Consider the following 25341-nt stretch of genomic DNA (forward strand, 5'->3'; position numbering starts at 1 on the left):
CGGATGAATGCCCCACTGGGACAGATGAAGTCAACTCCTGATTGACTCCTGTTGTACACCGTTGTACATTTCCGGTCACATTTTGCCGGAGGCCAGCATGAAGCTCTCGATCAGCGAAGCGCGAAAGCGGCTGCCGGCGCTGGTTCGTCGGGTGCAGCGAGACGCCGGCGCAAGCGTCCAGATTACTGTGCATGACGAAGTCGTCGCGGAATTGCGTGCGGTCCAGCCGGAACCGGACCCCGGCGCCGCCGCCAAAAAGCTGCTGCAGTTAATGACGCGGTTGCCTAAACGCCGTGGCCGCAAGACCGACGTGTCGTTGCACGTCAAAGAGCACCTGTACGGACGCAAACGGGTGACCGGCTGATGGCGCTGCCGCCGGAAGCGTTCTGCGACACTTCTTTCTTTTACGCTTGCCTCGACCCTAAGGATGTGAACCATTTCCGCGCACAGGCGCTGGTCGCTGAAGCCGCCTCGTCCGGGACGGTGTTTTGCTCCACCTGGGACATCGTCAGCGAAACCATCACCTTGCTTCGCTACCGTCGCGACTTTCGGGCTGCACTGGTGTTTCTCGATGAGGTCAAGCCGGGGCTGCGGATCATTCGTTACGGCGACCGCGCCAGGGTGGAAGCCGAGGCCATCTTCAGACAATATGGGCGGGATCATCGGTTGTCCTTCTGTGATGCGATCTCGTTCGTTGTGGTCACAACGCTCCTGGATGACGTACCCTGTCTGGCCTTCGACGAAGACTTTCGCGGGCTCGGTCTGACAGTGCTGACCTAACCCGCCGCCGCCACCCCAGCCCCTCCTTACAAAGGCGGGGAGCTTTGCTGGCCCACTCACCCTTGCCCTCTCCCGCAAGGGCAGAGGGATTCAGAGGGCCCCCTCACCCCCACCCTCTCCCCTGAGGGGCGAGGGGCATGATAGGAGAGTCGGATCGCAGGCGAAGCGGATTTTGAACGGATAGGGCGCGTGGCCCGTGGCCCGCTGGAACCAGCTTGCGAACTGTTTGCTCGTGCCGTCGTTCATAGTTTCCGCTCAGTTTGAGTGCCTCCGCCTACTTGGTCCCTCACACTACCCGCTTCTCCGCGCAGAAATTGACATGCACGACGACCGCTCGATAAGTCAGGGAAAGCACTCGATGATCGCGCCCGTTCCAACCTGGCTTCCCCCTTACAGCGGCACAACTTTGCCTGGTTCGGCCGGCGCGGTGATTTTGGTGAGCCGCGCCAAAAACTGGCTGGCATCCAGCACATCCAGCTACACAGGGCGATCATCCGGTGAGAAATGAACGATTACGCCATCCGTCTCTTCCGCGTGGTCGATCGTCCCCTCGGACAGATGGATGGTCAGCACATCGTTCTCGCGGTTATACTGCACCTTCATAGGGTGCTCTCCGCACAGGATAGAATGTGACAATGACGAACTCAGTCTCAGTTTCCACAAACACACAGAAGATGATTCAGGCTGAGCGTCCCTTGAGCAATCCGCCTCCCCTTGTACCCTTCGGCAACGGTGGCAGGATGGCGGAGCGTCTCCAGCACCTGTTCTCGGGTCACCGCACAGCCGTGCGCCTGCAGAATAGCAAACTTCTCCTCGGCATGGCTTGTGAAGCGGATCGACTTCATCCTACCGACCATCCTTGGCTAGCTGCCGACATCCCCGCCACGGCATACGGCGTACATGGTACTGCGGCTGAGATTCTTCGCCGGGCTCGCCGCCACAGCCACCCCGGCATCGCTATCGCGATCCTCCCCAGCCTCGTCAGCAGGTCCACAACTAACCTTTCACCTGCCCCCTCTTCCTCACAGGACGAGGGTAAAAAGTTGAAGGGGGCTCCGTTGGCCCCCTCGCCCCCGCCCTCTCCCGCCAGGGGAGAGGGATTTATGTAACCGGATACAGGCACCACGTCGTGGAGCCAGTCCCCGCAGGCGAAGCGGATCTGAAACGGATAGGGTTCATGGCCGGTGGCGCGCGTGAACTACTCTTGGAACTCCCACCTCGGACTCATCCAAGAGTCTCCAATGCAGACAAGACCGCTCGGCGCCGGTCTGGACTCAATTCTTGCCCATAGAAGCGCAAAAATAATTCCCGGCGCAGTTCAGCAGGCGTCGCCTGGGGGTGCCTCGCCAGCACCGACGCCCGCACCAGCAGTTGGGCAAACTGGTGCATCGAACAGCCCATCTTGAGTCGTTCTTCGCCTGAGCGGGCCAGCAGCATCTCTCGAAATCGTCGCTCGATCTCCGGTGACGTGTCTTTCATGAACAGACCTCGCGATACAGCGCTCCCACGCTCAACCGGTCGGCCCATCGCGCCAGATAGTCTTTGTCGAGATCCGGAACGCTCGCCAGGAGGTTGCGCACATCGCCAAGCTGCACCTCAGACCGGCTGTCTTTGGCCCACTCCAGCTTGGAGAGGACCAGGTCCTCGGGCGCCACGATGAACAACTCTTGGCCTTCCAGCGACACCCGCCTTTTGCGAGCGAACTCCGTACGCCGGTACTCGGTGTCCTTTCGCACAATCAGGTCTACTTTGACCACAGAGGCCATGTGGATCATGTTGAACATCCCCCTGGCCTCAACGGCGCTTTGCACCGATTCGCGGTCAACGTAGAACTCGTCCTGAAACAGGGCCACGACGTGATCTGCCACACGCTCGTCTATCTCGACCACCAGGTCAATGTCCCGGGTCATCCGGGGTACGGCATAGAAGTTGACGGCCATCGAGCCCGTCACCATATAGGGGATGCCCGCATCGGCCAACCGCCGCGTGACCAACTTCAACACCTCCAGTTCTTCGCTCATGGGCGCCGACCAGTCCTCATATGCCTTTGCGTAGACGTGCCCTCTCGCCGCCACAGCCACCCCGGCCCCGCCATGGCGGTTTTGCCGAGGCCCTTGGCACGTCCCCCCTCACCCCCACCCTCTCCATCACCCGTTGCAGCCGGCGGAGCAACGGGTACCCGGGGAGAGGGATTATTGGTTTGCCCCTGCCTGACCAAGGCGGGGAGCTTCGCTCTCCCACCCGTCCCTTTCGACTGCGCTCATGGCAAACCCCACCCCCTCCTAAGTTCCGACTCCACCCGATTTCCGGCAAGGCAATTGACATCTGCATGCCCTATGCATACGATGCATGCATATCACGAAGGGGATGCTCTTGCGGACGACCCTGGATCTCAACGAGAAACTCATTCGTGAACTGATGGAGGCGACATCCGCCAAGACCAAGACCGAGGCGATCCATCGGGCGGCAGCGGAATTGATCCGCAGGAAGAAGCTGGATCAGCTCAAGGCCTTGAGCGGCAAGATCCGTCTCGACCTGGATTGGAAACAACTGGAACAGGCCGAGATCCGCCATCAAGCCTCCTTGAAACGCCGCCGGCATGGTCATCGCTGATACCTCCGTCCGGATTCCCTTCTTTAATCGCCCGGATTCGCCGGAGAAAGCGGTCCTCGACTTACTCATCGACGCTGACGAGATTGCTCTCGTCGGCGTGGTCTTGGCCGAATTGCTCCAGGGCTGCCGAACTTCGTCCGAACGCCATTCGCTCTCCGATGCCTTGCTTGCCCTGCCGTATTATGAAGTGACTCAATCCACTTGGTTGCAGGCCGGCACTCTTTCGGCGTCGCTGCTCCGCAGAGGGGTGACCTTGCCGCTCTCGGACCTGATCATCGCCGCCTTAGCCATCGAGCGGGACTGCCCTGTGCATAGTCTGGACGCCCACTTCAAAAAGATTCCAGGGCTCCATCTCTACTCTCCCGCGTAGATGCCGGCACAGACACCGGCCTTCGCGACGCCACGACCGGAGCCAGTCTAGGCCGGCGTCGGCCGGCTTTGCCTTTCCGTCCGGGTGCGGTACAATCGCCGCCATGGCCTTCGACCCCGCGAATCCTCCCATCTGGCTGCGCAAGCTTCATGTGACCGCGGCGCAGATCAGCCCCTCGGACTATCCTTCCACGCCGGAGGAAGGCATTCTCCTATGTTGCCGCCTGTCGGATGAACATCTTGCTTTAGCCAAAGCCTTTGCGGCCGCGCTCTATTCCCACACACCAGAGGCCGAGTCCGAGAAGCCATGATCCTCCTCCTGCCTTGGTAACGGCGTGAAGACCGACGATCTCCGTGAAGAGCCAGCGTCACCCCTTCCACCCGGCCTGCAGTCTCTTTTGACCAACGTCCTGGCTGATCTCTCCACACTGTCCGTTCCGCATTGTCTCATCGGAGCTGCGGCTCTCGGAGCCTGGGGCCGGCCCAGAGCCACGCACGATCTTGATCTGCTCATCCTTGTCGATCAGGATGCCAAGGAACGGCTCATCGCTCGGCTGTCATCGTCTGGTATCACCGTCAATCAGCAGTGGCAGGCGGCCAATCCGATGGCCGAAACCAGGGTCACTCGTTTTGTCTCGCAGCGTCATCCCGACTACCCGCTCGATCTTATCCATGCCTCAGACCGACATGAACGCGAGGCGTTGACACGGACACGGACGATCCAGCTTCATGGGCTCTCGCTCTCCGTCGTAAGCCCGGAAGACCTGATGATCCTCAAACTTAAAGCCGGCCGCCCGACAGATTTTGACGACGTGATTAGCATCGTCCAGAACCCGCGTCTGCACCTCGATCTCAGCTACCTGTGGAACTGGGCCGACCAGTTGGGCTTGCAGGGCGAACTGCACTACGTCCTCCGAGCGGCCGGGGCTGAAGGCTAACCCACCGGTGCCGGCCGTCGCTTCCCGCCGAGCCCGTCCTTCTTTCGCCGTCCCGCACGCCGTTCTCCCGCCCCTCATCGCGTGCTCCGCCGACCGGCGCCTCCGTCCAACGGTGCAAAGGGCACGTTGGGGTTGAACTGATTCGCCGGATTCAGCGGATTGTCCGGATGATAGCGGTTCATCGGATTGAAGGGGTTGTTCGGGCTGTATTTGTTGATGGGATTGGCGGGGTTGCCGGGATCGTATCGGTTCGCAGGATTGAACGGACTATCCGGATGATAGGCGTTGGCGGGATTGAGCGGATTGTCAGGCGCATACCGGCTGGCCGGGTTGAAGATGTTGTAGTCCCGCTCGTACTTCGGATCGAATCCCATCTCGGCCCAGGCCGACGCGACGCACAACAAGAGAATCGTCACCGTCAGTGCAGCGTCTCGCATAGCCGCCTCCTTTCTGCCATCGCTCCGCTTCCCCTCACCCTCCCCTCTCCCGCAAGGGGAGAGGGGGGATGATGAAGACCCTCACCCTGCCCTCCCCATGGGGAGAGGGATATTTGACTAGCGACGAGCGTCGCATGCGTCCGTGACAAGCGAGGTCATCTTCGCTGACATTTTTTACGCGGAGAATTCTCCTTCGCCCACCGGCACTTACCCGCGCCGGCCGGGGAGTCGGCAGCCACACACTGTGACATCCGAGGTCACTCTCCGAAGAAAGTTGTGCGGTCTCTCTGGTCTCTCTGGTCCCACGCACGAAACAAACGAGATAGACCACGCACGAGAGAGACCAGATCGACCGATTCAGAGGACCAACTTTATGACCCCTCTAGAATGTTCTTGGCTTCCTTCTTGACCGCCCCGCGCAAGGAGTCCGGCCGCACAACCGTGACGCCGCTGCCGAAGCTCAACACCCAGCCGACCAGTTCCCGCGTATCCGCCACCTGCAACGCCATGCGGAGCCGGCCTCCTTTGAGCGGAGTCAGTTTCTGGCTCGGATGCCAGATCCGGTCCTTGGCCCAGGCGGCCGTCGCCTTGTCAAACAGCAGTTCCACATCGATGCGCTTTCCCCGCATGACGGTCAGGGCGTCCTGCACATAGGCGTCCAAATCGAACCCCAGCGGCATTTGATACGGATGGTCCGTCAGAGTGACGGATCGAATGCGCTCGACGGCGAACATCCGTACGTCTTTCCGCAGATGGCAATGGCCGACCAGATACAGCCCGCCCGACGCATACCACAGCCGATACGGATCGACTTCGCGGCGTGTCATGCGGCTCCGAGACGCCGAGTAGTAGCGCATTTGGACCGTGCGGTGCTTGTCGATGGCCTGGGTCAGACGATCGATAGTCTCGCGGTGCCGCTGGTACCGCTTATGCGGACCGATGCCGACGGACAAGATGTCCCGCATCTGGCCGAGATAGTGGTGGCTGCTCGGCGGCAACACGGCTGCGGCCTTGCTCATTGCAGAGTCCAACGCGGACCAGATGTGGGTGCCTTGGAGGGGTTTCAGCAGATGCCGGCTGATCAGCAGCGCCATCAGCTCGGTCGGCGAGAAGGTCAGCGGCAGGTTCCGATAGCCGTCCATGAGGCGCCAGCGGACGCGGCCGTCCGCGCGCTCGTTGAGCAGCGGGACGCCGGCGGCCTCCAGCGCCTCGAGATCGCGGCGGAGCGTCCGCGGATGTTTCAGATAGTCCGACAGCAGCGCCTCGCGCAACTCTTCCAGGGTCAAACCGGCGCGCGAGGCTGCCAGCTTGTGCACGATGAGCCACTGGCGGGTGAATTGCTCGTTGCGCGGCATCGCGACGTTCCCGTACGAAGAGACCTAGCCCGCATTAAACATGAACGTTTCTGCTGCAAACGCGGATACGCTGTTCCGACAGGCGTGCTCGCCCCTCAGTCGGTCACCATCCTGTTGCAAGTCTGCCTCCCTCCCTCGTGGCTGCGCGTGCCTGTCTCACGACGCGTCTACCGGGTACCCGTTGCTCTTTCGGTGCAATGGGTGCAGCGCGACGAACCGTCATAAATAATGCGCGCTAGAATACTCAGTTCTCTTTGACCGGACAAGGTGCCGACGGGATCGACTCGCCTTGACTCGCTCCTCACCCCCCTGTTAGTTTGGCGCCGCTTTCCCGTTCCATTGCGCCGGAGAGGTTGAGCGTGCCCGACTTCGCCATGATCACCGCGTTCGGTCAGGATCGGCCGGGCATCGTCGCGGGCCTGGCTGAAGGGCTCTACCGGCTCGGCTGCAACATCGAAGATACCTGCATGACCAGGCTGCGCGGCGAATTCTCGATGATGGTCATGGTGCGGTTGCCGGAAGGGCTTTCAGCAGATCGCCTCTCCGAGCGCCTGGCTCCCTACATTTTCCACATGGAGTTGACGGTGCTCTGCCGGGAGCTTCCGGCTCAGGCGGCGGAACGGACGCCGGTTTCCGACGCGCCGCTCTTCATGTTGTCGGTCTACGGCGCCGATCACCCCGGCATCGTCGCGCAGGTCGCGCGGGCCGTGGCCGATCACGGCGGCAACATCACGGACATGAACACCCGGGTGATCGGCTCGGAGGACCGGCCGGTGTATGTCATGATCTTGGAAATCCAGCTTCCTGAAAGTTCCCCGCCGGCCGAACTCGAACAGGCCCTCGAACGGCTGAAGCCGGCGCTGGGCGTGGATTTGACGTTTCGCCCTATCGAACAGGTTCGGTTGTAGCCGCTCGTGGCTGTCCGTCCAATCCTGCTCTACCCCGATCCGATCCTCAAAGGCGTGGCGAAGCCGGTCTCGTTGGACGATCCGGCATTGCCGGGCCTCATCCGGGACATGCTCGACACTCTGGAGGCGTCGCCCGGCGTCGCGCTCGCCGCCCCGCAGATCGGGTCTTTGCTCCAAGTCATCGTGGTCGATGTGACGCGCAAGAAAGGCGAGACCGGCCACGGGCTGGTAGTGCTGCTGAACCCGCGGATCGTGGATCAGGATGACCGACGCATCATCCGGGAGGGCTGTTTGAGCGTCCCCGACTATACCGGCAATGTCCTGCGGTACGGACGGACGGTCGTGGAAGGCGTGACCCCGGAGGGCCGTACGAGAACGCTCATTACGTCAGGCCTGGAAGCCCTCGCCTTTCAACACGAGGTGGATCACTTGAACGGCACGCTGTTTCTGGACCGCATCCAGTCGTTGAGCACGGACTTGTTCAGGAGAAGAAACCGCTCCTCTTGAGGACCAAGGTGACGGGGCAGATCCTTTGCGAAGAGCAGTTAGGGAAGGGAAGAAGATGAGGAGGGACCATCGGCGGCAGTCACCTCATCCTGCTCCCAGACAAAACTCGGCTCGAACATGGGCCGGTACTGCGGCGGAACGGGAAACGGAAACGTCAGCACTTCATACGCGCCGGCGACCGTGCGGACGACGAACATGCCCAGTCCGTCAATCGGGCCCCGGAGGGCGCCGGTCACCCAACCCTCTGCTTGGCTTATCAGATAGATTTGCTTGGGCAACTCGATCCAGCCGGTGCTGAAGTTGATCGCACCGCGCGCGAGCTTCATCCCGGCTTGCCGCCAAATCGGAGGCTCTTCGGCACGGGCGACGGAGGCGCCTCCCACCAGCAGAAACACAAACAACCCGAGTAACCGGCATTTGATCATGGCCGCCTCATGAGCTTTCAGCGATCAGCTATCAGCACTCAGTTTCACCCCCACCCTTGCCCTCCCCCATGAAAGGGGGAGGAAAGCTGATTCCTGACGGCTGAAAGCTGACAGCCACAATAGCGAAGTTGCATCGGCAAGTCCATTTCGCTAAGGTACGCCCGATGGACAAAGCCCTCGCGCGTCAGATTCTCCTGGCCTGCGCGAGCGGGTTTCTTTCTCCCCTGTGCTTTCCCGATTTCGATCTCGGCGCCCTCGCCTGGATCGCCCTGATCCCGCTCCATCTTGCCGTTGAGTCGACGACCCCGCGCCAGGCATTCCAAATCGGCTGGCTCGCCGGCCTGATCGGATTCACCGGCACCATGTCCTGGGTGGTCACGGCCATGCATCTCTACGGCAAGATGCCTCTGGCGGCCAGCTATGCCGTGATGGTCCTGCTGACCGCTTACCTCGGATCATACGTCGCGCTGTACGCAGTGGGGTATGCGAAGCTCAGACGGGCGGCTCCGTCTCTCCTCTTTCTCACGGCTCCCAGCCTCTGGGTGTCGCTCGAGCTGCTGCGCACCTATTTCCTGTCCGGCTTGCCCTGGGCCCTGCTCGGGTATTCGCAGTACCAATGGCTGCCGATCATCCAGATCGCGGACCATACCGGCGTCTACGGCGTGTCGTTCCTGATCGTGCTCGTGAACCTTGCGTTGACCGAGCTGATGATCTGGCTCCTCGCCCGCGTCCACCGCCAGGGTTGGGTGCGGTTTGCCTGGCAGGCGCCGGCCGCCGCCGTCCTCGCCGTGACGATCGCATGGGCATATGGACAGAATGTGTTGGACGCGCACGCGGCCTCCCGCGACACCCGAAGACTGTCCATCGGACTGGTGCAAGCCAATATCGACCAGGCCCACAAGTGGGACGTAGCGTACCGTCAGGAGACGCTGGAGCGCTACCGTCGTCTGACGGCGCAGGTGGCCGATCGGTCCGATTTGATCATCTGGCCGGAAGCGGCGACCCCTTTTTTCTTTGAGCTGGAACCGCAGTACCGGCTCGAAGTGACCGCCATGGCGCGAGAGGCGCGCGCACCCATTCTGTTCGGCAGCCCGGCGCTTCGATACAGCCTGGAACGCCGTCCGTACCTGCTGAACAGCGCGTATCTGCTCTCGCCCGACGGCCAGATCATGGGCCGCTACGACAAGCAGCATCTGGTTCCCTTCGGCGAGTACATTCCGCTGCATTCTTCGCTGCTGTTCTTTCTCGACAAACTCGTGGAGGGCATCGGCGACTTCGAGGCCGGAACGACGCCCACCATTCTGACCATACGCCCGCAAGTCGCCCCTCATCCACAAGGGGGAGAGGGAAGACCGGAAGTCAAGTTCGGCGTCGTGATCTGCTACGAAGTGATTTTCCCCGACCTGGTTCGCGAATTCGCCGCCAACGGCGCCGAGTTCATGGCGACCATCACCAACGACGCCTGGTTCGGCCGCTCGGCCGCTCCCTATCAGCATTTCGGGATGGTGGTGTTCCGTTCGGTGGAGAACCGCGTGGCCTTCGCCCGAGCGGCCAATACGGGGATCTCCGGTTTCATCGATCCCTCCGGGCGCATCCTCCAGGCCACGCCGATCTTCACGGAGGACGCGGTGACGGGCGCAATTCCCGTTCAACGCCGCCCGACGTTTTACACGCGATACGGTGATGTGTTCGCGTACGGGTGTGTTATAATCACCGGACTTTTAGCCGTCGCCGCAGAGCGGCGACGGCGGCGCGCGGCGAGAGGCTAGCGGCGAGCGATCCCCTAGTCCCTTGCCCCTTGGCTCTCGCCCCTTGCCATTGGAGAACATATGCTTGACGAAGTCCGTGCGCGAGTCCGAACCATCGGGGAACAGGTGAGCGAACTGCGGGGGCATCTTTGACCTCCCTCGATTGACCTCCGAGTTGAAAGCCCTGGACGAGCAATCGGCGCATCCGGACTTCTGGAAAGATCCGCAGGCCGCCGCGCGACTCAGCCGGAAAAAAGCCACCATCGAGCGGGAGATCAACCGCTGGCGCGAGATCGAACGCCGGCATAGCGACCTCTGCGCCATGGTGGAACTGGCCGAGGAAACGGGCGACGCCGAGCTGGAACGGGAGCTCTCCGCCGAATTGAATCAATTTGAAGCGGCGGTCAACGCATTGCGCATCGAGCTGCTGTTGGCCGGGGAACGGGACGCCAGCAACGCCATCCTGGCGATCCATCCCGGCGCCGGCGGCACCGAATCGCAGGATTGGGCCCAGATGCTCTTGCGGATGTATGTCCGCTGGGCGGAGCGCAAAGGGTTCAAGGTCGAAACGCTGGACCTGCAGGCGGGCGACGAAGCGGGCATCAAAAGCGCGACCCTCTCGATCACCGGTCCGTACGCCTACGGTTACCTTAAGGCCGAAGCCGGCGTGCATCGCCTGGTGCGGATTTCGCCGTTCGACGCCAACAAGCGGCGGCATACGTCGTTCGCCTCCGTGTTCGTGTATCCGGAGATCGAAGAGGACGTGGAGGTCGTGATCGACGAGAAGGACCTGCGGATCGACACCTTTCGCTCCGGCGGCGCCGGTGGGCAGAACGTCAACAAAGTGGAAACGGCCATCCGCATCACGCACATCCCCACCGGCATCGTCGTGCAATGCCAGAACGAACGATCGCAACTGCAGAACCGGATGGGCGCCATGAAGATTCTGAAAGCGCGCCTCTATGAGCTCGAGCAACAGAAAAAGCAGGCGGAGTTCCAGGCGATCGTCGGCGAGAAAAAGGAAATCGCCTGGGGAAGCCAGATCCGTTCCTATGTGTTCCAACCCTATCAGATGGTGAAAGACCACCGGACGAACGTCGAGGTCGGCAACGTCACGGCCGTCATGGACGGCGATCTGGACGAATTCATCGAAGCGTATCTGAAGAAACAGATGACAAGCGCAAAGTAACGTGACGCGTGACACGTCACGCGCAAGACACAACCTTCTTCATCTCCGATCCGTCACGCGTCACGCATCACCTCTCACGGTTGTATTGATGGACGAACTCAACGAACAGCGACTCCAGCGGATCAAGAAACTCGACACGCTCCGCCGGCTCGGGGTGCAACCCTACGGCTCGCGGTTCGAGGTGAAGGACCGCGCCGGCGACCTGATTCGTCGCCACGGACGGAAATCCAAGGAGGCGCTGGAGCAGGAGCGCATCGACTGTACGCTGGCCGGCCGCATCGTGGCCCTGCGCCGCTTCGGGAAGGCCGCCTTCGCCGTGCTCCAGGACGGCGCGGACCGCTTGCAGGTCTATCTCAAGAAGGATCTCCTCGGCGAACACACCTACCGGATCTGCGAGGAGTTGGATCTCGGCGACTGGATCGGTGTCACCGGCAGGTTGTTTCGCACCAAGACCGACGAATTCACCGTCGAAGTCCGTTCGTTGGCCTTTCTCAGCAAGGCGCTGCGGCCCCTGCCGGAAAAGTGGCACGGGCTCACCGACGTGGAGACCCGCTACCGCCAGCGGTACGTGGACTTGATCGCCAACCCGTCCGTCCATGAGATCTTCGCCGCCCGCAGCCGCATCATCGCCGGCGTCCGCTCGTTCCTCATCGAACGGGGATTCCTGGAAGTCGAGACGCCGATGATGCACCCGATCCCCGGCGGCGCAATGGCCAAGCCGTTCGTCACCCATCACAACGCGCTGGGGGTGGACCTCTATCTGCGGATCGCGCCGGAGCTTTATCTGAAGCGACTCATCGTCGGCGGCTTCCCGCGGGTGTTTGAGATCAATCGCAACTTCAGGAACGAGGGCATCTCGACGATTCATAATCCGGAATTCACGATGTTGGAATTCTATGTCGCCTACGCCGACTACACCGACTTGATGGCGCTGACCGAGGAATTGGTGGTCCGCCTCGCGCGGGAGGTGCTGGGCAAGACCGCGATCGAGTACCAGGGCCGGCAGATCGACTTGTCGCCCCCGTGGAGGCGTTGGTCGTACCACCAGGCGATCCTGGAGGTGAACAAGCTGGACCAGTCCGTCCTGCGCGATCGGGCGGCCGCGCTGGCCGCCGCGAAGCGGCTGGGCGTCGAGGTCGATCCGAACGCGCCGTTGGTGACGGTCCTGAACGAGATGTTCGAGGAGACGGTCGAACCCCATCTCCAGCAACCGACCCTCATCACCGATTACCCGATCGACATTTCGCCGCTCGCCCGCCGCAAGGATTCCGATCCGACCTTGACCGATCGGTTCGAGCTGTACATCGCCGGCCGGGAAATCGCGAACGCCTTCTCCGAGTTGAACGATCCGCTCGAGCAGCGCCAACGGTTCGAGGCGCAACTCGCCCAGCGGGAGGCCGGCGACGAAGAGGCGCACCTGTTGGACGAGGATTTTCTGCGCGCGCTCGAATACGGCATGCCCCCCACCGCGGGAGAGGGAATCGGGATCGACCGGCTCGTCATGCTGTTCACCGACCAGGCGTCGATCCGCGACGTGGTGCTGTTCCCCCAACTCAGGCCGGAGAAGTGACGATGGCGCTCCCCTACGAGATCTTCATCGGCCTGCGGTACCTTCGGGCCAAGCGCCGCCACCGAACCATCTCGCTGAACACCGTTGTCTCGGTCGCCGGCATCACGCTCGGGGTGGCGGCGCTCATCGGCACGCTCGGCATCATGACCGGGTTCAAGGAGGACCTGCAGGCCAAGATCCTGGGCACGACCGCCCACATCATCGTCCAGGACCGGACCAAAGATGGGATCGCCGACTACGATGCGCAGGTGAAACGCATCGAAGAAGTCCCGCAGGTCGTCGCCGCGACGCCGTTCGTGCTGCGGCAGGTGCTGCTGACCTCGCAGACCGGCGTGCAAGGCATCATCTTGCGGGGAATCGACCCCGAGCGGGAGGCCCGTGTGACCGATCTGGCCAAGAACCTCCGAGGCGGCAACCTGCTCGATCTGAACACCCCGGTCAAGGTGACGCAGCCGATGGAAGGCAGCCGGACCGGCGACACCGAGGTGGCGGCCAGGCCCGGCATCATTCTGGGCAAGGAGCTGTCGCTCCGCTTGGGCGCGTTCATCGGCGACACGGTCAACGTGGTCTCGCCGGTCGGCTCGATCAGCGCGGTCGGCATGATTCCGAAGATCCGCACCTTCGCCGTCGTCGGGATCTTCGAATCGGGCATGTACGAATACGACTCATCCCTCGCCTACATCGCGCTGGACGAGGCCCAGAAATTCTTCAACATGGGGCCGACGGTCAGCGGGATCGAAGTCAAGGTCACCGAGATCTTTCGGGCCGGCGAGATCGCCCGCAATATCGAGCACGCGCTCGGCTTCCCCTACTGGGCCCGCGACTGGATGCAACTCAACCGCAATCTGTTCTCCGCGCTGAAGCTCGAGAAGACCATGATGTTCCTGCTGCTGGTCCTCATCACCATCGTGGCCTCTTTCAACATCGTCAGCACCCTCACGATGATCGTGACCGAGAAGCAGCGGGAAATCGCGATCCTGAAAGCGATGGGGGCGACCCGCAAGGCGATCATGCGCATCTTCATGCTGAACGGCCTGATCATCGGATTGACCGGCACCGTCATCGGCGTTCCGCTGGGTTATGCGTTTCTCTGGCTCATCCAGACGTACTGGACCTTCGACCCGACGGTCTATTACATCTCCCGCATCCCGGTTCACGTGCAGGCGGTGGATGTGATCCTCGTGGCGGGCTCGGCCATTCTGATCAGTTTCGCCGCCACGCTGTACCCGTCGTGGCAAGCCGGCAAACTCGATCCGGCGGCGGCGCTGCGGTATGAATAGCCAGTGATTCAGTAACTAAGTGATTGAGTGATTGTGAAGCAGTGCTCCCAAGAGGACGCCGGACTGCGCCGTCGATCTGATCAATCACTTAATCACTGAATCACTCAATTACTCATGTTACGAGTCGTCGATCTTCACAAATCCTTCCCCATGGCCGGGCGCGAGTTGAAGGTGTTGAAAGGCATCAATCTCGACCTGCGCCGGGGCGAGTTGGTGGCGATCGTCGGCGCGTCCGGCGCGGGCAAGAGCACCCTGCTGCACATCATGGGGACGTTGGAGCGGCCGACCCGAGGCACGGTGCTGTTCGAAGGCGAAGATGTGTTTCGCCTCTCGGAACAAGAGCAAGCCGAGTTCCGGAACCGGCGCATCGGGTTCGTGTTTCAATTTCATCACCTGCTGCCTGAATTCACCGCATTGGAAAACGCGTACCTGCCCGCGCTCATCCAGAAGCGGCCCAAGACCGAGGTCGTCGCCGACGCGACGACGCTGCTCAAGGACGTCGGCCTGGGCGATCGCTTGCACCACAAACCCGGCGAGCTTTCCGGAGGCGAACAACAGCGCGTGGCGGTGGCCCGCGCGCTGATGCAGCGACCGGACCTGGTGCTGGCGGACGAACCGACCGGCAACCTGGACACGCATACCGGCGAGGCGCTGTTCGCCCTGTTGCGGGAACTGAACCGGGCCCGCGGCACGACGTTCGTGATCGTCACCCACAATGAAAAACTGTCCGCGCAGGCGGACCGGATCATTCACATGGAAGACGGGATGATTATTTAGGCGAAAGAGGGTTGAATGGTCATGAAGCGGACCTTCCTTACTCTCGGAGCTATCGTGCTCTTGCTTGCGGCGATTCCGCTGCGCGCACCCGCCGTGGAATTCGCGATTGTCGGGCCGAGAGCCGTCGGGATGGGCGGCGCCGGCGTCGCCGTGACCACCGATGCGTTGGCGACGTATTGGAACCCGGCCGGATTGGCGATGAGCAAGACGTTCGACATTCGCGTCCAAGGGAGCGCCCAAGGTATCGATCGGCTGGGTGTCATCGACACGGCCAAGGACATCAACGACATCAATCTCAACGACACATCAGCAAGCAACCAGGCCAGGTTGCAAAGCCTTGCGGACCGGATCAACAAACCGGGCTCGACCGTTTCGGGGATCGGAGCCGGGGGAGTGTATGTCAAGGGCAACTTGGGTAATCACGCCTTCGGATTCAACGTGTCGGATGTGGCCACGGGAGGCGCGTTCGTCTCAACGCCGGCCTCGATCAGCGGTGGAGGAGGAACTCCCTTCACCGTTAACGGCCAGTTCGCCCTCCACGGCCTCGAAGCCCGCCAGGCGGCCTTCTCCTATGCTTATGCGTTCGCCGACAAGACGTTCGCCATCGGCGTGACCGGCAAACTCATTCAAGGCGCGGCCTACGCCGCCGTCACCAACATCCGCGGGGCCGAGACGGATTTCGATGTCCTCGAGGACTTCGGTAGGGCGAAGATCTCGACGGCCTACGCCATCGACGTGGGGGCCATCTATCGTCCCGCGTCCTGGTTGCGGTTGGGCGTGGTCGCAAAGGACATCAACGAACCGGGTTTCGACGCGCCGAACGGGCAGGAATTCAAGCTGGCCCGGCAGGTCCGCGGCGGCCTGGCGGTGAATCCGTATCCCTCTTTGACGATCAGCTTCGACGGCGATATTCTCTCCAATACGACTCTTCTGCCGGGAGTCAAAAGTCGCGTACTCAGTCTGGGCGCCGAACAGACGCTGTTCTCGGAATTTCTTTCGCTCCGCGTGGGCGCCCTGAAAAACGTGGAGGACGCGGCATCCCCGATCACGCCCACCGCCGGCTTCGGCCTGAAGATCTTCGCCTTGCGGGTGGACATCGGCGGCGGATATGATTTTCGCGAGCGCGGCGCACTGGCTTCTGGCTCGCTGTCGCTGACGTTTTAACGGACTTGATAGAGTGATGCTCATGAATAGGAACGGACGGAGGTCGCATCGGCTCGGTTTGAGCCTGCTGCTGGCGATCATGACGCTCGCCGGATGCGGCGGATTGCAGGAAGTGTGGGAAGGCCCGGCCGCAAAAGGGTTTCATCCGAAGTCGATCGCGATCCTGCAACTTGCCGGTCCATACGATGCCGCCCGGGAGGACGTGGAGGAAGTGCTCGCCGCCGCGCTGATGAGAAGCAACAAATTCGAGCGGGTGGTTCCGCCCGAGGATGTCACGGATATTTTCCAGGCGACCAAGGACGCGTTCGACGCGCTCGTGGTGTACTTCACCAAGATGGAGACTACCGGGCAGTCGGACAAGCAGGCGGCGGTCAAGATCGGCCAGGCGTTGAAAGCGGACGCGTTGCTCGTGGTGAAGGTCAACGCGTGGGAATACACCCGCCAGGACGGCGACAACATCGCCAAAGTCGGACTGGGGCTCCGCCTGGTCGATGCCGCCACCGGCGCCATCGTGTGGAAAGCCCGCCACCAGGTGGTCAAGAGTTACATCTTTTTTCGCCCCAATATGAAAGAGGTGGCGATGGAACTCGGCCAGGAGATGATCCGCTTCATGCCGCCGGAACGGCGGTGAGAGGAGTGGTTACGACCCTGCGCGGCTGAGGCGCGCAGGGTCCAACGCTAAGGCCAGTTGGTTGGACAGGCTGGAGAGTTCCAGTAGGTCCCAGTTGCTGAACGGCCTGTTCCCGCGTTTGTTCACGACTTCCAAGACTCCCAGGCTTCTGGTGCCGACGCGGACCAGGACCGACACCACGGTTCGAACAGGAAAGAGCGCCCCCCACCCGTTCGACTCCATGACCCTGGGGTCCAGTCGCGCATCCTTCACCAGCACCGACTTGCCGTCGCGCATGACGGATTCGGCGATGCCGGACCGTATCCCCTTGGCGGCTGACGCCTTGTCTCCCGCCACGACTGCGGCCGTGAAGGTGTGACCGGCGCTCTCCGCCAGGAACAGCGCGCCGGCCTCCCCGTCCACCAGGCGGAGCGACGCTTCGAGGGCGCGCCGAAGCTTTTCATCCTCGTCCAGAATCGAGTTGAGAAGATCGCTCACCTCTTCCAGGCACTGAATACGGATGATCTTCTGCGCGTACTTCTGCGCCAGCCTGGCATGGTCCAAGGCCACGGCGAGCCACGGCGCCACGGCGTCGAGCAGACCGATGATCGCGCGAGCTGACAGTTTGCCGGGTTGGCCGTTTTGAACGACCAAAAGTCCGTCCAGCCGGCCGATCTGCTTCATCGGATAGACGAGCAAGGGATCGCTGGTCACCACGCGACCGCCGCGCTCGATACGCTCCAAGACGCTTCTCCACTGCTCGGCCAACGGACCTTGAGGACACCCGGCCTCGGCCAATCCCCGCATCTCCCGCGTCTGCTCGTCTCGAAGATACACGGCGATCCCGCCGACCTTGGTGAGATTGTGGAAAAGCCGCACGAACATGTCGGCGACACCGGCCGGAGAGCGCCGTCGTTCCTCGGCGCTGCTGATGGTCTCCAGCAATCGTCGTTGGAGGGTGACGATGAGTTTGGCCGATACCGCCAGAGCGGCGGCGGACGGACGAGCCTGCCGAGAGGAATGCTTCAACGCCTTTGAGGGAGGCACCCGTTTGCGCGGTCGAACGATTGTCGATTTCGAACGTCGAGACGAGGTCATGACATCTCCCTTACCAGGAGAGTCTGCAAAAGAAAAGCAAAAGATGGGAAACGAGCGGTCGGAAGAGACTAGCCCTCGGCAGTGCGTGGGGCGTGCACGGCGTGATTCATTGCGGCCTTCAACGACCGGACGAAGGTGCCGATCTCTGGGGCCAACCGCGGATCCTGCAGGCGCTCGCCGATCCGCCGGACGATGGCGCTGCCGACAATCACGCCGTCCGCCATCTGTGCGACGCGGGCGGCATCGTCGGCCGTTGCGACGCCGAACCCGACGGCGACCGGCGCTTCGGCTATACGGCGAATCTTGGCGACATTCCGCCCGACCTCGTTCATGTCGGTGAGCTTCGCCCCGGTGATGCCGGTCAGCGAGACGTAGTACACGAACCCTCGCGACCGTCTGGCGACCGTGGCGCGGCGGGATTCGGTGCTGGTCGGGGCCAGGAGAAAGATCAGCGCCAGACCGGCCTGCTCGGCCGGTCCCTCCAGCGGCCCGGCTTCCTCCGGCGGCATATCCGGCACGATGAGGCCGTCCACGCCCGCTTCGACGGCGTTTCGACAAAACTCGGCTTCACCGCACGCATGGATGGTGTTGTAGTAGGCCATCAGCACGAGGGGAATTTGCGTCTTGGTTCGCAGCGCCTTGACGGTCGCAAGGATCTTGCGCAGCGACGTGCCGCTGCGCAAGGCCCGCTCGGCAGCTTGCTGAATCACCGGTCCGTCCGCGATCGGATCGGAAAAGGGCACGCCGAGTTCGATGATATCCGCGCCGGACCGCTCCAATTCCAGAACGAGCTGTTCCGTCTCGGCCAAGGATGGATCGCCGGCCATGAGATAGGCGATCAGCGCCTTTTCGCCCCGATCCTTGAGCCGACGAAATGTCGCATCGAGGCGATTCACCCGCGCGTGATGCGTGACGCGTGATGCGTGACGGTACCGCGACAATGCCGAAGTTTGAACCGCAGACACACGGCTCTTCCGTGCCTCAGACACCCTCTTCACGCATCACCCATAACGGATCACGCTTCACCTGCCTTAGAGCGTGACTCCCTTGATTCTCGCCGCCTGCTGCACGTCCTTGTCCCCTCGGCCGGACAGGTTCACGATCACGATCTGGCTCTTCTTGAGCTTGGGCGCCAGCTTGACCACCTCCGCGATGGCATGGGCGCTTTCCAGCGCCGGCATGATGCCTTCCTCGCGCGTGAGCAGGTCGAACGCCGTCAATGCTTCCTCATCCGTCGCGTAGGTGTACCGGACACGGCCGGCGTCGTGGTAAAAGGCGTGCTCGGGTCCGACGGCGGCGTAGTCCAGGCCGGCCGACACCGAATGGGTCAGACTGATCTGCCCGTCGTCATCCTGCAGCAGATAGGTCATGGTGCCGTGCAGCACGCCCGGCCGGCCGCCGGAAAAACGGGCCGCATGTTTTCCGCTCTCGATGCCCAACCCGCCCGCTTCAACACCCACCATCTTGACCTTGGCGTCGCCGACGAACGCGTGGAACAGTCCGATGGAGTTGCTGCCGCCGCCGACGCAGGCCACCAAATAATCCGGTAATCGCCCCGCTTCCGCCAGAATTTGTTTTCTCGTCTCCCGCCCGATCACGGCCTGAAAGTCGCGGATCATCATGGGATAGGGATGGGCGCCCAACACCGAGCCCAGAATGTAATGGGTCGTGCGCACGTTGGTCGTCCAATCCCGCATGGCCTCGCTGATGGCGTCCTTCAGCGTGCGGCTGCCGGCATCGACTCCGGTTACCGTGGCGCCGAGCAGCCGCATACGGAACACGTTCAACGCCTGGCGTTGCATGTCCTCCGTGCCCATGTAGATCTCGCACTGGAGCCCGAACATCGCGGCCACCGTCGCCACCGCCACCCCGTGCTGGCCGGCACCGGTCTCGGCGATGACGCGCGGCTTCTGCATCCGCTTCGCCAGCAAGGCCTGCCCGATCGAATTGTTGATCTTGTGCGCGCCGGTGTGGCAGAGATCTTCGCGCTTGAGATAGATTTTCGCGCCGCCGAGTTTCCGAGTCAGCCGTTCCGCGAAATACAGCGGAGTCGGACGACCGACATAGCGTTTCAGATAGTGATTGAATTCGGCCTGGAACCGGCGGTCTGTTCGCGCCTTCAGATAGGCGTCCTCCAGTTCCAGCAGTGCCGGCATGAGGGTCTCGGGAACATACCGGCCGCCGTACTGACCGAACCGGCCGCGTTTGTCGGGAAGTGAGGACATACCAAGAGTTCTCAGTGGTCAGCTATCGGCCGTCAATTATCAGCGAACCCCCACGAAACCTCCCCCTTAACAAGAGGAAGGAAAGGTGGGAGTGTCGTGAGCGCTAACAGGATGCACGCCTCACGGCGCGGACGAAGGCGCGGACCTTTTCAGGGTCCTTCTTTCCAGGGCTCGCCTCCACGCCACTGCTCACATCGACGCCATAGGGCCGAACCTTCTCGATCGCCGCGCCGACGTTGGCCGGTGTGAGTCCGCCGGCGAGCAAGATCTTCGCGGCCTTCGCCGCCTCAGCCGCCAGGTTCCAATCGGTGGTCTGCCCCGTGCCCCCATAGGCCTCTTCGGAGAAAGCATCCACCACGAAGCCGCGCACATGCGCCCGTCCTTGAAATTCCGCCAAGGCCAGAAACGATCCGCGATCCCTGAGGCGGATCGCTTTCAAAACCGGCCGGGCCAACAGCTCGCAATAGGAGGCGGTTTCATCCCCGTGAAGCTGCGCGAGCGCCAGCCCGCACTCATCCATGAGATCGCGCACGACCTTCGCGTCCTCATTGACGAACACCCCGACCGGCAGGACGAAGGGCGGCAGCTCCGACACGATCGCCTTCACGACCTTCGTTTCCACCCAGCGCGGGCTCTTTCGGTGAAAGACGAATCCCAGCGCATCCGCGCCAGCCTCGACCGCCGCCAGCGCATCCGGCGCGTTGGTGATGCCGCAGATTTTGATTTTGCATGCCATGCGCCGCCGTTCTTCAGCGCGACTCAACACGATCCTTGACTGTGCCGGTCCCCGTACAGGCTGCGAAAGGTCCACTGGCACACCATCCCTCTTGAATCGAACGTGAGCGCCAGCGTGTCGGTGGTGTCGGGGGCCCATTTGACCGGCCATTCGCACACTTCGCCGCCGCCTTTAAACGCATGGCACCGCGTCGGAATGCCCAACTCGCGCACCCGGTTGTCTTTGGTCGTTCCGATCCATGCATCCCATTTCTTGGACGCGTCATCCAACGTTTGGCCCGCGCACCCGGCCAGTCCCAGCAACAGGCTCACCGCGAACGCCATGCGCAGCAGCATGGAAATCCCTCCTTCGACCGTTCCGCCGAATCGCCGCGACTCACCGACCTGCGTTCTGTCGAACCCCGGTGAGTTCTCGAATCTTCGCGCCGATGTCGTCCGCCTTGATCAGCGACTCGCCGACCAGCATCGCGTGCACCCCGGCCTCCAGCAACCGCAGCACGTCGTCCCGCTTGTGAATGCCGCTCTCGCTCACGATCAATTTGTCCGAGGGTATCCGTTTGGCCAGTCTGAGCGTCACTCCCAGGTCCGTCGAGAATGTCTTGAGGTCCCGATTGTTGACACCGATCATCCGCACATCGGGCAGCCATTCCAGCACCGTATCGAGTTCGCGCTCGCGATGAGTCTCGACCAACACGTCCAGCGAGAGTTCGCGCGCCAAGGCGAAAAAGTCGATCAACTGCCGGCGTTCCAACGCGGCGACGATCAGCAACACGGCGTCGGCACCGCAGGCCCGCGCTTCGTAGAATTGAATCTCGCCGATCATGAATTCCTTGTTCAAGGTCGGAAGTCCCACGGCCTGTTTCACCGCCCGCAGGTCGTCCAGACTGCCTTGGAAATAGTCCTTGTCCGTGAGCACCGACACAGCCGACGCCCCGTGCTCCTTGTACTGCCTGGCGATCTCGACCGGCTCGAACTTGTCCTTGAATTCCTCCCGCAACAGGCCCAGGCTGGGTGAAGCCTTCTTGACTTCGGCGATCAGCGCGGGACTGTCCGGCCGCCGCGTCGCGTCCAGCGCCGCCTCAAACTCCACCGGCGGCTCCGCATCGCGAATTTTCGCCTTCAAGTCGGCCAAGTACCCCCGGCTCTGCTTGTGTCTCAACTCCGCCCGCTTATGTTCTAAAATTCGATCGAGAATCATGACAGAAACCGTGACGCGTAACGCGTGACACGTGACACGTGACGAGCAGCTAGGACATGCTGCGCCGTCTGCACCTTCTTTCCTCGTCACGCATCACGTGTCACCTATCACGCCTATTCGTAAACGCGATGAGCCGCTCCAACTTTTCCGCCGCCGCGCCGCTATCGATCACCCTCTCCGCCAACTGATAGCCCTCCTGAAGCGTCTTGGCCTTTCGTCCGGCCACCAACGCCGGCGCGGCGTTCAGACACACCACGTCGCGCTTGGGTCCCTTTCGCCCCTGGAGAATATCGCGTGTAATGTTCGCGTTCTCCTGAGCCGTGCCTCCGACCAGGTCCTTTAGCGCCGCCCGCTTGAGTCCGAACTCGGCGGGCTCGATGTAATAACTGGAGACCACCCCGGCCTTGCCTTCCGAGATTCTCGTGCGGTCCGTCAGCGTCACCTCGTCCAATCCGTCCATCCCATGGACCAGAAAACAATGCTGCGCCCCCAGGTGCACCAACACCTTCGCCAGTAATTCCGTCAACCCCGCGTCATAGACGCCCATGACCTGAACGGTGGCGCCGGCCGGGTTGGTCAGAGGCCCGAGGATATTCAGGATGGTCCGGACTCCCATCTCCTGCCGCGGTCCGGCGCAGTGCTTCATGGCGCCGTGATAAAGAGGGGCGAAGAGAAATCCGATGCCCACTTCGTTGATGCAATCGGCCACCCGCTCGGTCGGCAGATCGATCTTCACGCCCAGGGCGGCCAGCACGTCGGCGCTCCCCGACTTGGACGACACCGACCGATTGCCGTGCTTGGCTACCGTCAGTCCGGCGGCGGCCACGACGAAGGCGGCGGTCGTCGAGATATTGAACGTATGGGAACGGTCGCCTCCGGTTCCGCAGGTGTCGACCACCAACGGGTTCCCGACGCGAATGCGGACCGCTTTCGCCCGCATGGCCCGCACCGAGCCGGCGATTTCGTCGACCGTCTCACCCTTCATGCGCAGGCCCATCAGGTAGGCCGCGATCTGCGCCGGCGTGGCCTCGCCGTTCATGATCTCGAGCATGACCTCCTCGGCTTCCTTCTCCGAGAGATCCACCCGCTCCGTCAATTTGGCGATGGCGTCTTTGATCATGGTCATAAGCTCACAGCCAACAGCGGGTAGCGAATAGCTGGATACTCACCGCATAGTTCTGTTTCCCCGGCTGCTCGCTATCAGCTATGAGCGGTTCGCTAGAGTTTTAAGAAGTTCCGGAGCAAATCCTTACCCGCCGCGGTCAGGATCGATTCCGGGTGGAATTGCACTCCTTCGATCGCCAAAGTCCGGTGCCGCAATCCCATGATTTCCCCTTCTTCGCTCTCGGCGGAGATCTCCAAACAGGCCGGCAGATTCGCCCGGTTGACGATCAGCGAATGGTAGCGGGTCGCTTCGAAGGGGTTGGGTAATTCGCGAAAGATGGTTTTGCCGTCGTGGCGAATCATCGAAGTCTTGCCGTGCATGAGCCGCTGGGCCCTGATGACTTCGCCGCCGAACGCCACGGCCAAGGACTGGTGCCCCAAACAGACGCCGAGAATGGGCAGACGCCCCGCAAAATGTCGGATGGTGTCCACCGAGATACCGGCTTCCCTCGGCGTACAAGGTCCCGGCGAGATCACGATGCGGCTCGGTTTGAGCGCTTCGATCTCCTCGATCGTGATCTTATTGTTGCGATAGACCCTCACATCCTCCCCCAGTTCCCCGAAATACTGAACCAGGTTGTACGTGAACGAGTCGTAGTTGTCGATCATCAACAACACGATGAGGCCGTTATTCGTTAATCGTTAACCGTGAATCGTGGAACCAATCGACTCCATTCCTGCGTCTAACGTTGAACGTTTCACAATTAACGACGCCGCTCGCGGCGTCACTCCAGTCCCAGCTCCGCCAGTTCGATCGCGTTCATCATGGCCCGGGCCTTGTTACAGGTCTCCTCGTACTCATGCTCGGGGTTGGAATCCGCAACGATGCCTGCACCGGCCTGAATGTACGCCTGCTTGCCTTTGATCACGACGGTGCGGATGTTGATACACATGTCCATGTTGCCGGAGAAGCTGAAGTAGCCGACCGCGCCGGCATACGGTCCCCGCCGGGTCGGCTCCAATTCCTCGATGATCTCCATCGCCCGGATCTTCGGCGCGCCGGAGACGGTGCCCGCGGGGAAACAGGCCCGCAAAACGTCGTAGACCGTCATCGAGGGAGCCAACCGGCCCGTGACCTGCGAGACGATGTGCATGACATGGGAGTAGCGTTCGATCTGCATCAACGCCTCCACCCGCACCGATCCCAAACGCGCCACCCGGCCGACGTCGTTCCGCCCCAGATCGACCAGCATGACGTGTTCCGCCCGCTCTTTTTCATCCGCCAGCAGTTCCACTTCCAACTGCCGGTCCTGCTCCGGCGTCTGTCCGCGCCGGCGCGTGCCCGCGATCGGCCGCACGGAGATCACCCCGTCCTCGCACCGCACCAGCGTTTCCGGCGAGGACCCGACCAACTCCACGCCGGCCACCCGCAGGTAATACATATAGGGCGAGGGATTGATCACGCGCAGCGCGCGGTAGAGCTGAAAAGGACTGGTTTGGATGCGCGCTTCCCAGCGTTGCGAGAGCACCGCCTGTACGATGTCGCCGGCCCTGATGTACTCCTTGGTCCGCATCACCATCTTTTCGAAGTCCGACCGGCTCATGTTCGGAGTAAACGTGATCGGCTTGCGCCGATGCTTGGGACGCGTTCGGCGCAACGGCCGCTTGAGGCGGGCGATCATTTTCTCGATCCTCGCGGTTGCCTCCGCATAGGCGCGCCGGACGTCCGCTTCGCGAGCGGACCTCACATGGGCGTTGGCCACGACTTTGATCTTCTGCGACACATTGTCGAAAATCAGGAGCGTGTCGGTGAGGAGGAAGGCGAAGTTCGGCAGGCCCAGGCCGTCCTTGCGTCCGGCCGGAATCTCCTCGAACGTGCGCACCACATCGTACCCCAGATAGCCGACCGCGCCGCCGACGAACCGCGGCAGCCCGGGCGCGGTGACGGGCCGGTACTGGTCCATCAACTCCCGCAGCCGCTCGAGGGGCCGGCCCCTGCTCGCCACCCGGCGCAGGCGGGTCCCTCGGGAGATCAGGAGATCGCCGCGATCTTCGCGAATGACCACGGGCGAGCCGCTGCCGAGGAACGAGTACCGCGCCCAGTTCTCTCCGCCTTCGACGCTCTCCAGCAAATAGGCGGACGGGCCGTGGTCGATCTTGGCGAAGGCCGAGACCGGCGTCTCGTAGTCCGCCAGGATCTCGCGGTAGAGCGGAATCAGGTTCCCTTGGCCGGCGAGGGCCCGAAATTCATCGAGATCGAGGGAATAGGCAGGTTTGTTCATGCCGCGATCCCCGGCACGCTTCGCTCCCT

31 protein-coding genes are annotated in these 25341 nt (G+C 62.1%); 15 read left to right on the top strand and 16 right to left on the bottom strand.

What is annotated here, in order from left to right; all coding sequences use genetic code 11:
- The first annotated feature begins 97 nt into the window (after nt 1-97).
- Both AB1555_10100 and AB1555_10105 read left to right on the top strand, forming a co-directional pair.
- A complete protein-coding gene (locus tag AB1555_10100) occupies nt 98-364 on the top strand; it encodes a hypothetical protein (protein ID MEW6247049.1) in 267 nt (88 codons plus the stop codon).
- Entirely contained in the window at nt 364-780 is a 417-nt protein-coding gene (locus AB1555_10105; protein ID MEW6247050.1) for a PIN domain-containing protein, read from the top strand. Before AB1555_10100 ends, AB1555_10105 begins: the two co-directional genes overlap by 1 nt.
- A gap of 477 nt (nt 781-1257) precedes the next feature.
- Here the strand turns inward: AB1555_10105 and AB1555_10110 are convergent, their stop codons facing one another.
- The 4 genes from AB1555_10110 to AB1555_10125 form a co-directional block, all read right to left on the bottom strand.
- The gene (locus tag AB1555_10110) at nt 1258-1383 is read right to left on the bottom strand and encodes a DUF2283 domain-containing protein (protein ID MEW6247051.1); all 126 of its coding nucleotides are present in this window, start codon (nt 1381-1383) and stop codon (nt 1258-1260) included.
- A gap of 47 nt (nt 1384-1430) precedes the next feature.
- A complete protein-coding gene (locus AB1555_10115; protein MEW6247052.1) occupies nt 1431-1625 on the bottom strand; it encodes a hypothetical protein in 195 nt (64 codons plus the stop codon).
- Between the two features lie 379 nt (nt 1626-2004).
- A complete protein-coding gene (locus tag AB1555_10120) occupies nt 2005-2259 on the bottom strand; it encodes a hypothetical protein (protein ID MEW6247053.1) in 255 nt (84 codons plus the stop codon).
- Nucleotides 2256-2801: a hypothetical protein gene (locus AB1555_10125; GenBank protein ID MEW6247054.1), complete on the bottom strand. Its 546-nt coding sequence runs from the start codon at nt 2799-2801 to the stop codon at nt 2256-2258. Before AB1555_10125 ends, AB1555_10120 begins: the two co-directional genes overlap by 4 nt.
- Before the next feature lie 328 nt (nt 2802-3129).
- Between AB1555_10125 and AB1555_10130 the strand changes: the two genes are divergently transcribed.
- The 4 genes from AB1555_10130 to AB1555_10145 all read left to right on the top strand — a co-directional run bounded on the left by AB1555_10130 (nt 3130) and on the right by AB1555_10145 (nt 4700).
- Nucleotides 3130-3393, top strand: a complete 264-nt coding sequence (locus AB1555_10130; GenBank protein MEW6247055.1) for a type II toxin-antitoxin system VapB family antitoxin — start codon at nt 3130-3132, stop codon at nt 3391-3393.
- Nucleotides 3380-3763 carry a PIN domain-containing protein gene (locus AB1555_10135; GenBank protein ID MEW6247056.1) on the top strand — a complete coding sequence of 128 codons (384 nt, stop codon included), beginning with the start codon at nt 3380-3382 and terminating at the stop codon, nt 3761-3763. Before AB1555_10130 ends, AB1555_10135 begins: the two co-directional genes overlap by 14 nt.
- Nucleotides 3764-3866: 103 nt before the next feature.
- Nucleotides 3867-4073, top strand: coding sequence for a hypothetical protein (locus AB1555_10140; GenBank protein MEW6247057.1), 207 nt, complete (start codon nt 3867-3869; stop codon nt 4071-4073).
- Nucleotides 4074-4097: 24 nt separating this feature from the next.
- Nucleotides 4098-4700 carry a nucleotidyltransferase gene (locus AB1555_10145; GenBank protein MEW6247058.1) on the top strand — a complete coding sequence of 201 codons (603 nt, stop codon included), beginning with the start codon at nt 4098-4100 and terminating at the stop codon, nt 4698-4700.
- 74 nt (nt 4701-4774) lie between these two features.
- Here the strand turns inward: AB1555_10145 and AB1555_10150 are convergent, their stop codons facing one another.
- Nucleotides 4775-5137, bottom strand: coding sequence for a hypothetical protein (locus tag AB1555_10150; protein ID MEW6247059.1), 363 nt, complete (start codon nt 5135-5137; stop codon nt 4775-4777).
- Between the two features lie 371 nt (nt 5138-5508).
- Complete coding sequence (locus tag AB1555_10155) at nt 5509-6492, bottom strand: WYL domain-containing protein (protein MEW6247060.1); 984 nt, start codon at nt 6490-6492, stop codon at nt 5509-5511.
- A gap of 359 nt (nt 6493-6851) precedes the next feature.
- Here AB1555_10155 and AB1555_10160 point away from each other — a divergent pair, with 359 nt between their 5' ends.
- A complete protein-coding gene (locus tag AB1555_10160; protein ID MEW6247061.1) occupies nt 6852-7400 on the top strand; it encodes an ACT domain-containing protein in 549 nt (182 codons plus the stop codon).
- A 6-nt stretch (nt 7401-7406) separates the two neighbouring features.
- Entirely contained in the window at nt 7407-7907 is a 501-nt protein-coding gene (def, locus tag AB1555_10165; GenBank protein MEW6247062.1) for a peptide deformylase, read from the top strand.
- Between the two features lie 38 nt (nt 7908-7945).
- Here the strand turns inward: def and AB1555_10170 are convergent, their stop codons facing one another.
- The gene (locus tag AB1555_10170) at nt 7946-8332 is read right to left on the bottom strand and encodes an exosortase system-associated protein, TIGR04073 family (GenBank protein MEW6247063.1); all 387 of its coding nucleotides are present in this window, start codon (nt 8330-8332) and stop codon (nt 7946-7948) included.
- A gap of 164 nt (nt 8333-8496) precedes the next feature.
- Between AB1555_10170 and lnt the strand changes: the two genes are divergently transcribed.
- From lnt to AB1555_10205, 7 genes are all read left to right on the top strand, one after another.
- Nucleotides 8497-10101 carry an apolipoprotein N-acyltransferase gene (gene lnt / locus AB1555_10175; GenBank protein MEW6247064.1) on the top strand — a complete coding sequence of 535 codons (1605 nt, stop codon included), beginning with the start codon at nt 8497-8499 and terminating at the stop codon, nt 10099-10101.
- Between the two features lie 60 nt (nt 10102-10161).
- Nucleotides 10162-11269, top strand: a protein-coding gene (gene prfB / locus AB1555_10180) for a peptide chain release factor 2 (GenBank protein ID MEW6247065.1) whose coding sequence is annotated in 2 segments (ribosomal slippage) — nt 10162-10230 and nt 10232-11269 — 1107 coding nt in all. Because the reading frame shifts where the segments join, the coding sequence is not laid out codon by codon here.
- An 88-nt stretch (nt 11270-11357) separates the two neighbouring features.
- Entirely contained in the window at nt 11358-12839 is a 1482-nt protein-coding gene (gene lysS, locus AB1555_10185) for a lysine--tRNA ligase (protein MEW6247066.1), read from the top strand.
- Between the two features lie 2 nt (nt 12840-12841).
- On the top strand, nt 12842-14119 hold the full coding sequence (locus AB1555_10190; protein ID MEW6247067.1) for a lipoprotein-releasing ABC transporter permease subunit: 1278 nt from the start codon (nt 12842-12844) through the stop codon (nt 14117-14119).
- Nucleotides 14120-14233: 114 nt separating this feature from the next.
- Entirely contained in the window at nt 14234-14896 is a 663-nt protein-coding gene (locus AB1555_10195; GenBank protein MEW6247068.1) for an ABC transporter ATP-binding protein, read from the top strand.
- A gap of 21 nt (nt 14897-14917) precedes the next feature.
- Nucleotides 14918-16060: a conjugal transfer protein TraF gene (gene traF / locus AB1555_10200; GenBank protein MEW6247069.1), complete on the top strand. Its 1143-nt coding sequence runs from the start codon at nt 14918-14920 to the stop codon at nt 16058-16060.
- 22 nt (nt 16061-16082) lie between these two features.
- On the top strand, nt 16083-16691 hold the full coding sequence (locus tag AB1555_10205) for a hypothetical protein (protein MEW6247070.1): 609 nt from the start codon (nt 16083-16085) through the stop codon (nt 16689-16691).
- Nucleotides 16692-16700: 9 nt separating this feature from the next.
- Here AB1555_10205 and AB1555_10210 read toward each other — a convergent pair whose 3' ends face one another.
- The 9 genes from AB1555_10210 to trpE all read right to left on the bottom strand — a co-directional run bounded on the left by AB1555_10210 (nt 16701) and on the right by trpE (nt 25312).
- Nucleotides 16701-17768, bottom strand: coding sequence for a GAF domain-containing protein (locus AB1555_10210; GenBank protein ID MEW6247071.1), 1068 nt, complete (start codon nt 17766-17768; stop codon nt 16701-16703).
- A gap of 68 nt (nt 17769-17836) precedes the next feature.
- The gene (trpA, locus tag AB1555_10215; protein ID MEW6247072.1) at nt 17837-18664 is read right to left on the bottom strand and encodes a tryptophan synthase subunit alpha; all 828 of its coding nucleotides are present in this window, start codon (nt 18662-18664) and stop codon (nt 17837-17839) included.
- 135 nt (nt 18665-18799) lie between these two features.
- Nucleotides 18800-19993, bottom strand: a complete 1194-nt coding sequence (gene trpB, locus AB1555_10220; protein ID MEW6247073.1) for a tryptophan synthase subunit beta — start codon at nt 19991-19993, stop codon at nt 18800-18802.
- A 103-nt stretch (nt 19994-20096) separates the two neighbouring features.
- Nucleotides 20097-20729, bottom strand: a complete 633-nt coding sequence (locus AB1555_10225; GenBank protein ID MEW6247074.1) for a phosphoribosylanthranilate isomerase — start codon at nt 20727-20729, stop codon at nt 20097-20099.
- A gap of 23 nt (nt 20730-20752) precedes the next feature.
- Nucleotides 20753-21064 (bottom strand): hypothetical protein, encoded by a 312-nt coding sequence (locus AB1555_10230; protein MEW6247075.1) that lies wholly within the window; start codon nt 21062-21064, stop codon nt 20753-20755.
- A gap of 40 nt (nt 21065-21104) precedes the next feature.
- On the bottom strand, nt 21105-21926 hold the full coding sequence (trpC, locus tag AB1555_10235; GenBank protein MEW6247076.1) for an indole-3-glycerol phosphate synthase TrpC: 822 nt from the start codon (nt 21924-21926) through the stop codon (nt 21105-21107).
- Between the two features lie 100 nt (nt 21927-22026).
- Nucleotides 22027-23046 carry an anthranilate phosphoribosyltransferase gene (gene trpD, locus AB1555_10240; protein ID MEW6247077.1) on the bottom strand — a complete coding sequence of 340 codons (1020 nt, stop codon included), beginning with the start codon at nt 23044-23046 and terminating at the stop codon, nt 22027-22029.
- Nucleotides 23047-23144: 98 nt separating this feature from the next.
- Nucleotides 23145-23708: an aminodeoxychorismate/anthranilate synthase component II gene (locus AB1555_10245; protein MEW6247078.1), complete on the bottom strand. Its 564-nt coding sequence runs from the start codon at nt 23706-23708 to the stop codon at nt 23145-23147.
- Between the two features lie 107 nt (nt 23709-23815).
- A complete protein-coding gene (gene trpE, locus AB1555_10250; GenBank protein ID MEW6247079.1) occupies nt 23816-25312 on the bottom strand; it encodes an anthranilate synthase component I in 1497 nt (498 codons plus the stop codon).
- Between the last annotated feature and the right edge of the window lie 29 nt (nt 25313-25341).

It is taken from the genome of Nitrospirota bacterium (assembly GCA_040755395.1).
GTDB lineage: Bacteria > Nitrospirota > Nitrospiria > Nitrospirales > Nitrospiraceae > DATLZU01.

Excerpts from the sequence above, each read along its gene's own strand:
- AB1555_10100 (MEW6247049.1), top strand. The coding sequence starts at position 98 with ATGAAGCTCTCGATCAGCGAAGCGCGAAAGCGGCTGCCGGCGCTGGTT.
- AB1555_10105 (MEW6247050.1), top strand. The coding sequence starts at position 364 with ATGGCGCTGCCGCCGGAAGCGTTCTGCGACACTTCTTTCTTTTACGCT.
- AB1555_10110 (MEW6247051.1), bottom strand. The coding sequence starts at position 1,383 with ATGAAGGTGCAGTATAACCGCGAGAACGATGTGCTGACCATCCATCTG.
- AB1555_10115 (MEW6247052.1), bottom strand. The coding sequence starts at position 1,625 with ATGAAGTCGATCCGCTTCACAAGCCATGCCGAGGAGAAGTTTGCTATT.
- AB1555_10120 (MEW6247053.1), bottom strand. The coding sequence starts at position 2,259 with ATGAAAGACACGTCACCGGAGATCGAGCGACGATTTCGAGAGATGCTG.
- AB1555_10125 (MEW6247054.1), bottom strand. The coding sequence starts at position 2,801 with ATGAGCGAAGAACTGGAGGTGTTGAAGTTGGTCACGCGGCGGTTGGCC.
- AB1555_10130 (MEW6247055.1), top strand. The coding sequence starts at position 3,130 with ATGCATATCACGAAGGGGATGCTCTTGCGGACGACCCTGGATCTCAAC.
- AB1555_10135 (MEW6247056.1), top strand. The coding sequence starts at position 3,380 with ATGGTCATCGCTGATACCTCCGTCCGGATTCCCTTCTTTAATCGCCCG.
- AB1555_10140 (MEW6247057.1), top strand. The coding sequence starts at position 3,867 with ATGGCCTTCGACCCCGCGAATCCTCCCATCTGGCTGCGCAAGCTTCAT.
- AB1555_10150 (MEW6247059.1), bottom strand. The coding sequence starts at position 5,137 with ATGCGAGACGCTGCACTGACGGTGACGATTCTCTTGTTGTGCGTCGCG.
- AB1555_10155 (MEW6247060.1), bottom strand. The coding sequence starts at position 6,492 with ATGCCGCGCAACGAGCAATTCACCCGCCAGTGGCTCATCGTGCACAAG.
- AB1555_10170 (MEW6247063.1), bottom strand. The coding sequence starts at position 8,332 with ATGATCAAATGCCGGTTACTCGGGTTGTTTGTGTTTCTGCTGGTGGGA.
- lnt (MEW6247064.1), top strand. The coding sequence starts at position 8,497 with ATGGACAAAGCCCTCGCGCGTCAGATTCTCCTGGCCTGCGCGAGCGGG.
- lysS (MEW6247066.1), top strand. The coding sequence starts at position 11,358 with ATGGACGAACTCAACGAACAGCGACTCCAGCGGATCAAGAAACTCGAC.
- AB1555_10190 (MEW6247067.1), top strand. The coding sequence starts at position 12,842 with ATGGCGCTCCCCTACGAGATCTTCATCGGCCTGCGGTACCTTCGGGCC.
- AB1555_10195 (MEW6247068.1), top strand. The coding sequence starts at position 14,234 with ATGTTACGAGTCGTCGATCTTCACAAATCCTTCCCCATGGCCGGGCGC.
- traF (MEW6247069.1), top strand. The coding sequence starts at position 14,918 with ATGAAGCGGACCTTCCTTACTCTCGGAGCTATCGTGCTCTTGCTTGCG.
- AB1555_10205 (MEW6247070.1), top strand. The coding sequence starts at position 16,083 with ATGAATAGGAACGGACGGAGGTCGCATCGGCTCGGTTTGAGCCTGCTG.
- AB1555_10210 (MEW6247071.1), bottom strand. The coding sequence starts at position 17,768 with ATGACCTCGTCTCGACGTTCGAAATCGACAATCGTTCGACCGCGCAAA.
- trpB (MEW6247073.1), bottom strand. The coding sequence starts at position 19,993 with ATGTCCTCACTTCCCGACAAACGCGGCCGGTTCGGTCAGTACGGCGGC.
- AB1555_10225 (MEW6247074.1), bottom strand. The coding sequence starts at position 20,729 with ATGGCATGCAAAATCAAAATCTGCGGCATCACCAACGCGCCGGATGCG.
- AB1555_10230 (MEW6247075.1), bottom strand. The coding sequence starts at position 21,064 with ATGCTGCTGCGCATGGCGTTCGCGGTGAGCCTGTTGCTGGGACTGGCC.
- trpC (MEW6247076.1), bottom strand. The coding sequence starts at position 21,926 with ATGATTCTCGATCGAATTTTAGAACATAAGCGGGCGGAGTTGAGACAC.
- trpD (MEW6247077.1), bottom strand. The coding sequence starts at position 23,046 with ATGATCAAAGACGCCATCGCCAAATTGACGGAGCGGGTGGATCTCTCG.
- trpE (MEW6247079.1), bottom strand. The coding sequence starts at position 25,312 with ATGAACAAACCTGCCTATTCCCTCGATCTCGATGAATTTCGGGCCCTC.